This window comes from Pseudomonas sp. LjRoot277 (assembly GCF_964253845.1).
In the GTDB taxonomy this organism is placed as follows: domain Bacteria; phylum Pseudomonadota; class Gammaproteobacteria; order Pseudomonadales; family Pseudomonadaceae; genus Aquipseudomonas.
The window spans coordinates 4,862,873-4,875,925 of sequence record NZ_CAXURI020000001.1 but is presented as its reverse complement, the minus strand read 5'-3'; the positions used below and the strand labels follow the sequence as shown (position 1 = coordinate 4,875,925).

General features: G+C 59.3%; 13 protein-coding genes. 7 read left to right on the top strand and 6 right to left on the bottom strand.

Annotated elements, in window-relative coordinates; genetic code table 11:
- Positions 1-6 precede the first annotated feature (6 nt).
- From peaB to peaD, 3 genes are read left to right on the top strand one after another with little or no spacing between them, the layout of a single operon-like run.
- Positions 7-1,437 (top strand): quinohemoprotein amine dehydrogenase maturation protein, encoded by a 1,431-nt coding sequence (gene peaB / locus ACSQ87_RS22900; protein WP_046048405.1) that lies wholly within the window; start codon positions 7-9, stop codon positions 1,435-1,437.
- A 1-nt stretch (position 1,438) separates the two neighbouring features.
- Positions 1,439-1,762 carry a quinohemoprotein amine dehydrogenase subunit gamma gene (qhpC, locus tag ACSQ87_RS22895; protein WP_008027961.1) on the top strand — a complete coding sequence of 108 codons (324 nt, stop codon included), beginning with the start codon at positions 1,439-1,441 and terminating at the stop codon, positions 1,760-1,762.
- Positions 1,763-1,786: 24 nt separating this feature from the next.
- Entirely contained in the window at positions 1,787-2,905 is a 1,119-nt protein-coding gene (gene peaD, locus ACSQ87_RS22890) for a quinohemoprotein amine dehydrogenase subunit beta (protein ID WP_436274447.1), read from the top strand.
- Positions 2,906-3,044: 139 nt separating this feature from the next.
- On the opposite strand, the gene ACSQ87_RS22885 is transcribed toward peaD, so the two are convergent.
- The 3 genes from ACSQ87_RS22885 to ACSQ87_RS22875 are packed head-to-tail and all read right to left on the bottom strand — an operon-like array spanning position 3,045 to position 4,827.
- Complete coding sequence (locus tag ACSQ87_RS22885; protein ID WP_436274446.1) at positions 3,045-3,446, bottom strand: lysozyme inhibitor LprI family protein; 402 nt, start codon at positions 3,444-3,446, stop codon at positions 3,045-3,047.
- 57 nt (positions 3,447-3,503) lie between these two features.
- Entirely contained in the window at positions 3,504-3,902 is a 399-nt protein-coding gene (locus ACSQ87_RS22880) for a GFA family protein (protein ID WP_436274445.1), read from the bottom strand.
- Positions 3,895-4,827, bottom strand: coding sequence for an ADP-ribosylglycohydrolase family protein (locus ACSQ87_RS22875; RefSeq protein ID WP_436274444.1), 933 nt, complete (start codon positions 4,825-4,827; stop codon positions 3,895-3,897). The genes ACSQ87_RS22880 and ACSQ87_RS22875 overlap by 8 nt, the downstream gene beginning before the upstream one ends.
- A 196-nt stretch (positions 4,828-5,023) precedes the next feature.
- On the opposite strand from ACSQ87_RS22875, the gene ACSQ87_RS22870 reads away from it, so the two are divergent.
- The gene (locus tag ACSQ87_RS22870; RefSeq protein WP_436274443.1) at positions 5,024-5,512 is read left to right on the top strand and encodes an SRPBCC family protein; all 489 of its coding nucleotides are present in this window, start codon (positions 5,024-5,026) and stop codon (positions 5,510-5,512) included.
- Between the two features lie 783 nt (positions 5,513-6,295).
- On the opposite strand, the gene inhA is transcribed toward ACSQ87_RS22870, so the two are convergent.
- Positions 6,296-6,991, bottom strand: coding sequence for an isonitrile hydratase (inhA, locus tag ACSQ87_RS22865; protein WP_223433211.1), 696 nt, complete (start codon positions 6,989-6,991; stop codon positions 6,296-6,298).
- Positions 6,992-7,081: 90 nt separating this feature from the next.
- On the opposite strand from inhA, the gene ACSQ87_RS22860 reads away from it, so the two are divergent.
- Positions 7,082-8,065, top strand: coding sequence for a GlxA family transcriptional regulator (locus ACSQ87_RS22860; RefSeq protein ID WP_436274442.1), 984 nt, complete (start codon positions 7,082-7,084; stop codon positions 8,063-8,065).
- A 188-nt stretch (positions 8,066-8,253) separates the two neighbouring features.
- On the opposite strand, the gene ACSQ87_RS22855 is transcribed toward ACSQ87_RS22860, so the two are convergent.
- The gene (locus ACSQ87_RS22855) at positions 8,254-8,643 is read right to left on the bottom strand and encodes a hypothetical protein (protein ID WP_223433213.1); all 390 of its coding nucleotides are present in this window, start codon (positions 8,641-8,643) and stop codon (positions 8,254-8,256) included.
- Positions 8,644-8,811: 168 nt separating this feature from the next.
- The gene (locus ACSQ87_RS22850) at positions 8,812-10,638 is read right to left on the bottom strand and encodes a glycoside hydrolase family 15 protein (RefSeq protein ID WP_436274441.1); all 1,827 of its coding nucleotides are present in this window, start codon (positions 10,636-10,638) and stop codon (positions 8,812-8,814) included.
- Between the two features lie 208 nt (positions 10,639-10,846).
- On the opposite strand from ACSQ87_RS22850, the gene ACSQ87_RS22845 reads away from it, so the two are divergent.
- Positions 10,847-12,019 (top strand): MFS transporter, encoded by a 1,173-nt coding sequence (locus ACSQ87_RS22845; protein WP_436274440.1) that lies wholly within the window; start codon positions 10,847-10,849, stop codon positions 12,017-12,019.
- Positions 12,020-12,188: 169 nt separating this feature from the next.
- Positions 12,189-12,923: a thioesterase II family protein gene (locus ACSQ87_RS22840; RefSeq protein WP_223432479.1), complete on the top strand. Its 735-nt coding sequence runs from the start codon at positions 12,189-12,191 to the stop codon at positions 12,921-12,923.
- The last annotated feature ends 130 nt before the right edge of the window (positions 12,924-13,053 follow it).

Genomic DNA, 13,053 nt, shown 5'->3' with positions numbered 1-13,053 from the left:
GTTGCAATGGGCGCTATTTTGAATCTGGTTGAGCGGAACCTGCACGAAGTGCACGTCGATGCTGACCGCATGTTGTTTCACATCCCAAGCAGTTCGCTGTTCGCCAGCGATGAATTGACGGGCACCATCATCGACACCTTGCGCGGTCCTGGCTGTTCGTCGGACGACCTGATCCAGCGTTTGTCGTCACGCTTCAACGGCGAAGAAATCACCGAGACCTTGCGTGAGTTGATGTCCCTGGAGTTGGTCAGCGACGGCTCGCCGCTGACCCCGGACATCGGCACCAAACGGGTCGAGCGTACGGCGATCAACACCGTGGTGCTCAACGTCAACACCGGCTGTAATTTGAGCTGCACCTACTGCTACAAGGAAGACCTGGACAAGCCGTCGGCCGGCAAGAAAATGGACGTCGAAACGGCGGTCGCGTCGGTGGAAATGCTGCTGCGTGAATCGCCGGACGAAGAGCGTTTCACCGTGGTGTTTTTCGGTGGTGAGCCACTGAGCAATCGCAAGCTGATCGAGTACATGGTCGACTATTGCGAGAAGCGTTTCCGCGAGGCCGGCAAGTTCGTCGAGTTCGTCATGACCACCAACGCGACGCTGCTCACCGAAGAGACCGTGGACTACCTCAACGCCCACCGTTTCGGCCTGTCAGTCAGTATCGACGGACCGAAAACCGTGCACGACCGCAACCGCATCACTGTGGGCGGGCAGGGCACTTACGACGTGGTGCGGCGCAAGGCTGAAATGCTGCTGTCGCGCTACAACAGTCGTCCGGTCGGTGCCCGCGTGACCCTGACCACCGGCGTCACCGACGTCGAAACCATCTGGGATCACCTGTTTAACGAACTGGGTTTTGCCGAGGTCGGTTTTGCCCCGGTGACCTCCGGCGACATCAGCACCTTCAACCTGTCCAGCGACGAGCTGATCGAAGTCTTCGCCAACATGAAGAAACTCGGCCGGCGTTATCTGGAAGCGGCGCTGGAGCACCGCAATATCGGTTTCTCCAACCTGCACCAGTTGATCACCGACATCCACGAAGGCCACAAAAAAGCCCTGCCCTGCGGCGCGGGCCTGAAGATGCTGGCGGTGGATCACAAGGGCGAATTGAACCTGTGCCACCGCTTTACCGGCTCATCGTTGCCAACCTTCGGCAACGTTCACAGCGGGGTGAAGCAGGTCGAGTTGAACGACTTCCTGTCCCAGCGCCTCGACCGCACCAACACCGGTTGCGAAGACTGCCAGATCCGCAATCTGTGCTCCGGCGGCTGCTACCACGAGAGCTATGCCCGTTACGGCGATCCGACCCACCCGACCTATCACTACTGCGAACTGATGCGTGACTGGGTCGACTTCGGCATTGAGGTCTACACCCGGATCATGGCCCACAACCCTGCGTTTATCAGCAGCTACATCACTCCGCGCAAGGCTCACTGATATGAAACATCTCAAGGCAATCAATAATAAAGCGCTGAAACTCGATGAGGCCGCGGCCGAAAACCGCATCGAAGAAGTGGTGGCGATGAGTTCCGTCGCCGGCTGCGCCTCGACCACTGACCCGGGTTGGGAAATCGATGCGTTTGGCGGTGTGTCGTCGCTGTGCCAGCCGATGGAAGCCGACCTTTACGGCTGCTCCGACCCTTGCTGGTGGCCGGCCCAGGTGCCCGACATGATGAGCACCTACCCGGACTGGAACAAGGATGCCCAGGCGTCCAACGACAACTGGCGCAATCTCGGGACTGTCTTTCCAAAAGACAAGTAATCGGTCAGATATAAGGATTCCAGCATGCCTAGCATCAAAGCCTGCGGCCTGGCCGCATTCGCCGTCCTGAGCGCCTGTTCGCTCAACGTTCTGGCCGATGAAAACACTGCACTCGAGACCGGTCACGAGTACATGTTGACTACCAATTACCCGAACAACCTGCACGTCATCGACCTGGCCACCGACACCTTGTTCAAGACCTGCAAAATGCCGGATGCCTTCGGTCCCGGCACCGTGCAGTTGTCGCCGGACCGCAAGACCGCCTATGTGTTGAACAACCACTACGCGGATGTCTACGGCGTTGAACTCGACAGCTGCAAGCAGGTGTTCCACGCCAGCATCACCCAGAAACCGGGGGAGAAAGCGAGGTCCATGTTCGCGTTCACCCTCAGCCACGACGGCAAGGAACTGTTCACCATTGCCAACCCGACGTTGATGCTCAATGACCGCTACGAAGTGCAGCAACCGCGGCTCGATGTGTACGCCACCGACGCCGGCATGGACGCCAAACCCGTGCGCAGTTTTTCGGCGCCACGGCAATTGACCATTATGCAGAGTGGTGACGACGGCACGCTGTACGTGGCCGGGGCGGATGTCTACAAGGTCGATGTGAAGACCGGCAAGTTCGACGTGCTGATCCCCAGCCGTCACTGGAAGCGCCCGAACTACAGCGCGCCGGACGTACTCTACGTGTGGAACCAGCAGACTTATCGCCATGACTTCTCGCTGCTCTACACCGCGGCGAAATTCAAGGACAAGAAGCAGGATCCAGCGACTGCCGAATACCTTTACGGGCTGTTCAGCATCGACCTGAAAACCGGCAAGACCGAAACCACCGACTTCGGTCCTCTGACGGAAATCTACTTCAGCGGCATGCGCTCGCCGAAGGATCCGAACCTGATGTTCGGTGTGCTCAACCGTTTGGCGAAGTACGACATCAAGGAAAAGAAAATGCTCCAGGCGGCGACGCTGGATCATTCCTACTACTGCATTTCGTTCAACAAGGACGGCAGCAAGATTTATCTGGCGGGGACGTTTAATGACGTGGTGATCTTTGATCCCGAGAGCATGAAGCAGATTGGCAGCATCAAGTTGCCGGGTGGGGATATGGCGATCACGACCGCGCAGATATTTGTTCGGTAATTGCGGCGCCTGAACTGACGCCTTCGCGAGCAAGCCCGCTCCCACATTTGTTCTCGGGTGTACACAAAATATGTGTTCACCGAAAATCTAATGTGGGAGCGGGCTTGCTCGCGAAGAGGCCCTCACAGGCACCCAAGTATCAAGCCCCCGGCACAGGGCAACTCAAATCCCCCTCCTGGCACTTCAGGTAATTCTTGAAAGTCTCAACCCGCGCCTTGGTCAACTCAGTAACACAGTTGCTGTAGATCAGCGGATACACACTCCCGCCTTCCACCCCGGCGCTCGAGAACTTGCACTCGGCATCCCGAAACGCAACCCACGAACGCTGCGCCCCGATCAGCAGCTTTTTGCTTTCGGGGTTGCTCTTCAAACGCTCATTGATCTGCTGGTAAAGCGCATTCAACTCCTTGTCCGCCGTCTTGTGTTGCTGCGCCGCGCACTGATTCATCGTGGCCTGATCGGCGGCGTTGTCGCAGTCCACAGCATAAGCAGCGGTGGTGAACAGCAGAGGCGTCAGTGCCAGAAGAAAGCGTGGGTGCATGGGGATTCTCGCTGTGACAGGAAAGTCGGGATGCAGTTTAGTGCCGTATTCGACCCTTTATGTTTGCCATTCAGGGCGTTTTTTAATCGATTCATAGGCAAGCCACGGCACGGCATGTGACGTCCAGATATGCGCCTGAGGCGTCATTTTCGGGTCATCGTCCAGTGTCGCCACACGAACGATAACGTGGGATTGGGCCAATCGCTCAGCCATCAAGTGTGAACCACAGACCGAACAGAAATGCCGAAGCTTGCCCGGTGACGATTCGTAGCTGCTCAGGTGGTCCTGACCTTTGGTCCAGCGAAAATGTTCGCGCATGACCCCGGCTGTCGAGGCGAATGCCGCCGCGTGTGCCTTGCGACAGGTTTGGCAGTGGCAATGACTGATGGGCATGTCGAGGATATCGGCTTGGTACTCGACGGCTTTGCACAAGCAACTGCCATGCAGGCTATTCATCGCGTGCTCCTGATTGCGTGAGGGTGGCTGCCCGCAGCAAAGCGTCAGCCGTGGCTTCGATGTCTTCACGCAAATGTAACTGCTCCAGCCAACGGTCGGGAATGCCCTGCACACCGTAATGAGCCCCGGCCAACTGGCCAACGATGGCAGCAGTGGTATCGGCGTCGTCGCCCAGGTTGGCGGCTTTCAGGATGGCGGCTTCAAAACTGTCAGTCTGATGAAAGCACCACAGGGCTGCTTCCAGTGAGGCAACGCAGTAACCGCTGCCATGGATTTCGCGTTCAGGTTTACCGAAATAATCGCCTCGCGCGATGGCGGCCACTTTGGGTTCCAGGTATGTCGTTTCTGACAAGCTGAGCACTTCTGCCTTGGACGCGCCTTGTAACGCTCGGTGGATCAGCTCGGCGAACAACTGACAGCATTCAACCGCTTCCGGTGCGGCGTGGGTGGTTCGTGAGCTGTTGGCGGAAAACGCCAGGATCCGGTCGCGATCGGGAAAGTAATACAGCACCACCGGCACCAGGCGCATCAGCGAGCCGTTGCCTGCCGTGCGGGGATCGGTGGAGCCGGCGAACGGCTCCCCGGTTTTCTGATAACGCGTCAGGGCGTCACGTACGGTCATGCCAATGTCGAAGCATTCACCCGTTGAGCTCAGATAACCCCATTGCCACCAATTCAAGTAACGACCCATCTGGTCGGCCGCCTCGAAGCCGTTTTTGCTCAGCAGGCTTTCGGCCAGGCACAGCGCCATCGAGGTGTCATCGGTCCATTGCCCGGCTTCCAGATTGAAAGGGCCGCCACCCACCATGTCGGTCAGGGGCTTGAATGAGCCGCGGGTCTGGAACTCGACGCTGGTGCCAATGGCATCACCGCAAGCCAGGCCCAGCAGGGCTCCGCGATAACGTTCCGTAAGTGAAAGCTGCATGAATCGTCCTTGTCTGAGTCAACTTCGTCCTGAACGTTAGCAGTTTCGGGCACTGACTATCGTCTTGAAGCCAGAACTTACACCTTGAAATACAGCCGAATATTTCAGGTAGGGTTGATTGCGATACCCGATTGATACAACTTTAGGGTTGGTCTTGTGGTCTTACAGGCCTACTGTTCAGTACAGGAGGTGACATATGAATCCAGCATCAGATCGCATCGAAAGGAAGATCCTGCTCAAAACGCCGCGCTCGCAGGTCTGGCGAGTGCTGGCCAATGCCGAAGCCTTTGGGCAGTGGTTTGGCGTGGAGCTGGAGGGCAAGCGTTTTGTCGCCGGTGAATGGACCCAGGGGCAGATTACGTACCCGGGTTATGAACACTTGCTGTGGAACGTACTGGTGGAGCGGGTCGAGCCGGAACGGGTGTTTTCGTTTCGCTGGCATCCGTACGCGATTGAGCCCGATATCGATTACTCCCAGGAACCCACCACGCTGGTGAAGTTCGAGCTCGAAGACATGGATGAAGGCACGTTACTCAAGGTCACCGAGTCCGGTTTCGATCACATCCCTCAGACGCGACGACTCAAGGCGTTCCGCATGGACAGCCGCGGTTGGGATGAACAGATGAACAACATCGAAGAGTTTCTCAAAGTCAGTGCCAAGGCGCGCGAGCGTCAGGAAGAGTGATGGCTGCATGTTCGAACCTTGGCTGAAACGCTGGGCGTTTCTCGAGGACGGCACCCCGGCGGCCGAAGGTCAGCTACAGGCCGCGAAACTCGCGGCTTCAATGCTTGAAACCTGAGCCGTCTAAGGGTTTTCGGAAGGGTGGCTATAGCGAATGTCCTACACGCGATGGTAGCTATGTCGTCTATTGCACATTGGATCCTAAGCGTAATCTAGCCTCATCAACCGAAGCACAGGAAGTGCTCGGGATCACGGATGATCGACCATAAGCAAGGAATCGCTGCCGACAGGGAGTCGTAATGGTCTTGGGAAAACCCGCTTCGGCGGGTTTTTTTTTGCCTGTCGAAAAGGCCTTGGTAGATGAGTTCGTGTAGCAGCTGCCGAAGGCTGCGTTCGGCTGCGCAGCAGTCGTAATCCATACAAACACGGGGTGCCTGAAACACCGCAGTGTCTGTTTTTGCGACTGCTGCGCAGCCGAACGCAGCCTTCGGCAGCTGCTACAGGAAGGGGTTTCAAGGCTGAATGGGCAATGGCTTACACCAGAGCGCTGGTATGTCCTCTGTTTACGCTTCACCGATGTATTTAATCTGGATCCATCAACTGAGTCGCAGGAAGCGCTCAGGATCACGGATGATCGACCATTGGCCAGGATGGCTGCCGACAGGATGTCGAAATGGTCTTGAGAAACCCGCTTAGGCGGGTTTTTTTATGGGCGATGGGAAATCTTCGGCTCATCATTTTGGCCGGGGTAACGGCAGCCAGGCACTGGCTGCCGATCGGGATGGATCAGCGTGCTGACAACTGATCGAGTTTCGCCGCTGCACGCTCAGTGATTTCCGAGCGCAGTTTCAATGACCCGGCAGCACGTTTGCGGGCCTCCTCCAGCACACTGACCGGAGCCGTCTCAGGGCTGCCCGACGCAAACGGCGGCGCCGGGGCGTATTCGAGCTGCAACTGCAGCAGCTCTGCCGTGTCCTTATCGAACAACTCAGCGGCCAGGGTCAGGGCAAAATCGATGCCCGCCGTGATCCCGCCACCGGTCAGCAGGTTGCCGTCGCGCACCACCCGATCCTTCACCGGGATCGCCCCCAAAGGCACCAGCAATTCGTGATAAGCCCAGTGAGTGGTGGCGCGTTTACCCTTCAGCAGGCCCGCCGCACCGAGTACCAGCGCGCCGGTACACACCGACGTGATGTAACGCGCGTTGGCGGCCTGCGCCTTGATGAAGGCCAGCGTCTGTTCATCTTCCATCAGCGGCCCGACGCCGCTGCCGCCGGGAATGCAGATCACATCCAGCTTCGGGCAATCGTCGAACGTGGTGGTCGGTTTCAGCACCAGGCCCGTGCTCGCGGTGACCGGCATCAGGTCCTTCCAGATCAAATGCACCTTCACGTCCGGCAGCGAGGCCAGTACGTCGTAAGGGCCGGTGAGGTCCAGTTGCTGAACCTGTGGAAACAACAGAAAACCGATCTGCAACGTCATGGCATTTCTCTCATGAAGTGGGTGGACGACTTCACTTTAGGCTCGTAGGATTTGGCGCATACGCCAATAACCCCACGAATTACGCCAATCATGCCGAAAACCATTCACGTGCTCGCCTTTGCCAATGTGCAACTGCTTGACGTCACCGGGCCGTTGCAGGTGTTCGCTTCGGCCAACGATATTTCCCGCCAGCAAGGCTTGCCGGCACCTTATGCGCCGTCGGTGATTGCCAGCAGCGGCGGGGCGGTGATGTCGTCGGCGGGGCTGGCGCTGTTGGCCGAGCCGTTGCCCGAAGAGGGCAGTGACACGTTGATCATTGCCGGTGGCTGGGGCGTTTACGACGCGGCGCAAGACGAACCGCTGGTGGCGTGGGTACGTGAACACGCGACGGGGTGTCGGCGGGTAGCGTCGGTGTGCACCGGGGCATTTTTGCTGGCGGCCAGCGGCTGGCTCGATGGCCGGCGGGTGGTCACTCACTGGACCCGTTGCGAGCAGTTGGCGCAGCAGCATCCGCGGCTGCAGGTTGAGCCCAATCCGATCTTCATCAATGACGGCCCGGTCTGGACCTCGGCCGGGGTCACTGCCGGTATCGATCTGGCGCTGGCCATGGTCGAAGAAGATCTTGGCCGCACGATGGCCCTGGAAGTCGCCCGGCAACTGGTGGTGTTCCTGAAACGGCCCGGCGGCCAGTCGCAGTTCAGCGTGACCCTCTCTTTGCAAAAGGAAGGCAACCGTTTCGACGAACTTCACGCCTGGATCAGCGAAAACCTCACCAAGGATCTCGGCGTCCCGACCCTGGCCTTGCAGGCCGGCATGAGCGAACGCAGCTTCGTCCGCCATTACCGCGCCGACACCGGCCAGACTCCGGCGCGGGCCATCGAACTGATTCGGGTCGAGACCGCCCGACGTTTGCTCAGCGATACCGGCGTGCCGATCAAACGGGTGGCGGTGCAATGCGGTTTCGGCAGTGAAGAGACGCTTCGACGCAGTTTTCTGCGGGCCATGGGCGTAACCCCGCAGGCCTATCGCGAGCGTTTCAGCGTCAGCCCTCCAGCAGCTCCAGTAACGCTCTGAGCGTTGCCTTCTTTCGATACCGCAGGATTTGCTTCAATCAGTCTTTCTTCGCGTCCAACCTGGAATGAATCATTGGGCCGTGGTCCTCCGATGAGGAAGCACATTGGGTTGAGTTTTAGGGCTGTTACTGCAGAGTAGAACTTTCCATACATGTGGTCCGGCATAGGTATTTTCAGGTGTGAGGCTGCCTAAGCCTCGACTTCCGAAACTTGATTGAAGTACTTCGACCGATCCGGCGTAAACGTCACCACCATGCTGGTCCGCGAACAGGTCAACGCCCGTTCTTCACCCAAATCAACATCCAGATCTTCCCCGCGTAACCCTTGCCACTGAGCGAGGTACTTGAGGGATCCGTATTTTTCGAGTTTTTTCAGGCTGCGGCTGACGCCACCTTTCCAGCCCAGCACCGGCAGTTCGCCGGCAAGACAGCGTTGGGCGAGTTCGGGGAAACGGGCGGCGCGTTGGCGGCCGATCTCCCAGCATTTGATCAGGCCCTTGTCCTGGCCTTCCCACAATTCATCCCGGTTCAGACCTGACCGGAGTGGGGCGTCGATGCTGCGGTGGATGCGCTGGGTCATTCTGGTTCCTTGAATTCGGGTTTTGTTGGACAGCTCCGCTGTACCCGTTGACGGTCGATGGTAGGGGGGGATGTAACGGGTGGCAACAAAGGATTTTCCGGTGGCGGATGCGGGTTTTGTTTAAGCAATGCAGGACTTCGGACTACACAAACGTGTGGCGAGGTGCTCTCACGGCTGCCAGAAGCTCTTCTCCCCACTCAATTTCCGATCCAGAAAACACGCCGCACTGATCAGGGCCAAATGCGTCAGCGCTTGCGGCGTATTGCCCAGGTGCCGCGCATGGCTGTCGAACTCTTCGGCGTACAATCCCAGGGGGTTCGCATACCTCAGCAACTGTTCAAATTCCAGATGTGCTTTTTCCACCCGTCCGTCGCGGGCCAGGCATTCGACGTACCAGAAGGAGCACGCGGCGAAGGCGCCTTCGGTGCCGTCGAGGCCGTCGATTTGGGTGTCGTCATTGCGATAGCGGTAAACCATGCCTTCGCGCACCAGATTCTTTTCGATGGCGTCGAGGGTCGCAAGCCAGCGCGGGTCCTTGGCGCTGACGAAGCGCACCAGCGGCATCAGCAGCATCGAGCCATCGAGCGCGGTACCGCCGATGTGCTGGACGAAGTGCCCGCATTCTTCGTTCCAGAAATTTCCCCAGATGTCCGCGTAGATCGCTTGTCGGGTCTGGTCCCAGCGGGCGAACGGGGCGGGCAGTGAGCGTTTGGAAGCCAGGCGAATGGCTCGGTCCAGTGCGACCCAGCACATCAGCCTCGAGTGCAGGAAGTGATGCTGTTCGCCGCGCATTTCCCAGATACCGACGTCCTTTTGCTCCCAGGTTTCGCAGACCTGGTCGACCACTTCTACGGTGTGTTTCCAGCCTTCATGGGAGATGGCGTCGCCATATTTGTTGACCAGATAAACCGCGTCCATCAGCTCGCCGAAGATGTCGAGCTGGACCTGGTCGTAAGCCTGATTGCCGATCCGTACCGGTGTTGCGCCGCCATGACCGGAGAGGTGCGAGAGTTCGGTTTCCGGCAGTTCCTGGCGGCCATCGATGGCGTAGAGGATGTTGAGTTTCATCGGTTTGCCGTGGCAATCGCTGACCCGCCCGCGCAGCCAGCGCATGTAGTCATTGGCTTCCTGAACGAAGCCCAGGCGCATGAACGCATAGACGGTGAACGAGGCGTCGCGGATCCACGTGTAGCGGTAGTCCCAGTTGCGCTCGCCGCCGGGCGTTTCCGGCAGGCCGAACGTGGCGGCGGCGAGGATTGCGCCATGCTTGCGCGAGGTCAGCAGCTTCAACGCCAGGGCCGAGCGATTGACCATTTCCCGCCAGCGACCGCGGTAGTTGGATTGGCCAATCCAGTCGCGCCAGAACTTCAGGGTACGTTCCAGGCAGATCGCGGCGGCGCCTTCCTTGAACCGCGGGTCGTCGATGCCGCCGAGCAGGAATTCGGCGCTCTGGTCCTGTTCGAGGGTGAATTCGGCGACTGCCGCATGACCGTCGATACGTAGAACCTGGTCCGAAGACAGGCGTAGGGACGGGTGATCGGCGGCCTCGAACGTTACATCCTTCTGATCCATGCGCGCATGGGTCTTGGCGCGAGCGTAGTCATGGCGCACGGCGCAGCGCATGTGAAACGTTGCCTGGCCGCTGACCACACGAACCCGGCGCATCAGCATCGGCGTGTCATCTTCGCTGTCGCCGATGGGCAGCAGGTCGGTGACTTCGACGACGGCGCGGTCGCTGAGCCAACGGGTTTGCAGCACGTTGGTGTCCGGCAGATAAATCTGTTCGCGGCGGGCATCGGGCAGGTCCGGCGACAGTTGAAAGATGCCGGCCTCGGGCGTGTCCAGCAGCGAGCAGAAGATCGACGGGCTGTCGAATTCCGGCCAGCAAAAAAAGTCCACGCTGCCTTTGTCGTTGACCAGTGCCGCGCTGCGCATGTCTCCGATGATGCCGTGGGCGTCGATGGCGCTTTGTCGTTCGGGATGATGATCAGTCATTGCCGCGAAACTCCGGAAAAAGGCTCATACCGCCGTCGATGAACAGGGTGATGCCGACGTCAGCGCCTTGAGTTGAGGGCCTAATTAGCTGACTGGTTTGGGGGGGCTAGAGTTCAGCGCCAAGCCTTCACATTCCACCAACAATTCGCTGCTTTCCCCTCAACCCGCGTTTATGGCAACTTGCAGGCCCTTGTTGAGACCTGCACCTATGGCAAACCCCTACCGCGAGCTGTTCAAAGCCCCAGGCAGCAGCGCCTTTGTGCTGGCCGGGATGATCGCGCGCATGCCGATTTCCATGACCGGCATCGGCCTGATCACCATGCTCTCGCAATTGCAGGGTGGCTACGGATTGGCCGGTGCAGTGGCGGCCACGTTTGCCTTGGCCACGGCGTTTTGCGCGCCGCAAGTCTCGCGGCTGGTGGACCGATTCGGGCAGCGTCGGATCTTGCCAGTCTCGGCACTGATCGGTGGCGGGGCGTTGTTGCTGGTGTTGCTTTGCACTCGTTTGCAGGCGCCGCAGTGGACGTTGTTTGTATTCGCCGCGCTGGCGGGTTGCATGCCGAGTATGTCGGCGATGGTGCGGGCGCGCTGGACCGAGGTGTATCGCGGCCAACCTGAACTGCAAACCGCCTATGCGCTGGAGTCGGTGCTGGACGAAGTCTGTTTTATTGTCGGGCCGCCACTGTCGGTGGGGTTGTGCGTGGTGGCGTTCCCCGAGGCGGGGCCGTTGGCGGCGTTGCTGATGCTGGCGATCGGGGTGACGGCGTTTGTGCTGCAACGTGACACCGAGCCGGCGATTCATCCCCATGAAGACCATCATCAGGCCTCGATCATTCGTTCCAGCGAGATTCAGTTACTGATGTTGTTGATGGTCGCCATGGGCACCATCGTTGGTGTGGTGGACGTGGTCAGCGTGGCGTTCGCCCAGCAGCAGGGTCAGCCGGCGGCGGCGAGTATTGTGTTGTCGGTGTATGCCATCGGCTCGTGCCTGGCCGGTTTGGCGTTCGGGGCGTTGCGCTCGAAACTGCCGTTGCCGCAACTGTTCCTGTACGGCGGAGTGGCGACGGCGGTGACCACGCTGCCGTTGCTGCTGGCGACGAACATTCTCGGGCTGTCGCTGGCGGTGTTCGTCGCCGGGCTGTTTTTTGCGCCGACCCTGATTGTGGCGATGGCGTTGGTGGAGCGCATCGTGCCGCCGGCCAAACTCACTGAAGGCCTGACCTGGCTGGTGACTGGGTTGAGTATTGGCGTGGCGATCGGTGCGGCCAGTTCGGGTTGGCTTATCGATACATTTGGAGCCCGAAGCGGATTCTGGGTCGCCGTCGCCGCTGGCGCCGTGGTCCTCGGTTCCGCAGTGCAAAGCTTCCGCCACTTGAAATGATGACTAAATGTGGGAGCGGGCTTGCTCGCGAATGCGGTGGGTCAAACAACATCAACGTTGACTGATACACCGCATTCGCGAGCAAGCCCGCTCCCACATTTAGATCTTCGACTAATTCGAGACCTGCCTCATCCGTTCTCTTAACAGACAACTTTTCGAGGTAAGCCCGGTGACCCAGCTGACATTGCTCTGCCTGCCTTATTCGGGCGCGAGTGCCATGGTCTACAGCCGCTGGCGGCGCAAGCTACCGGAGTGGCTCAAGCTGCAACCCGTGGAACTCCCAGGACGTGGCGCCCGGTTTGGCGAACCCTTGCATACCGACATGCGACGCCTGGCGCTGCAACTCGCGCAGGAACAAAAAGCCACGCTCAAGGCGCCGTATGCGCTATTTGGCCATAGCCTTGGCGCGTTGCTCGCTTGTGAGATGGCCCATGCGTTTCGCTCGCTGGGCTGTCCGGAACCGGTGGCGCTGTTCGCTTCGGGCACCGCCGCACCGACCCTGCGTGCCGATTACGACCGGGGTTTCGCCGAGCCCAAAACCGATGCCGAATTGATCGAGCAATTGCGCACCCTCAACGGCACCCGTGAAGAGGTGCTGGCCAACGAAGAGCTGATGAGCCTGACGCTGCCGGTCCTGCGTGCGGACTTTCTATTGTGCGGACGTTTCGAACCGCAACAGCGTCCCTTGCTCAAGTGCCCGGTTCACGTGCTCGGCGGCAAAGCTGATCGCGCCACCACCGAGCAACTGATCGGCTGGAGCAAGGAAACCCACGGCAGTTTCTCGGTGGACATGCTTGCTGGCGGTCACTTCTTTATCCACGAGCACGAAGCCAAGGTGTTGCGGGTGATCAAGGATCAGTTGGAAGTTCACCATCGGCGGCATGCCATGGCCGTCAGCGCCTGACGCAATACCTGTGGGAGCGGGCTTGCTCGCGAAGAGGCCGTGTCAGTCGACATCCATGTTGAATGTCACGCAGCCTTCGCGAGCAAGCCCGCTCCCACATTTTGATTTGCAGCAGCCTCACTATCCTCGC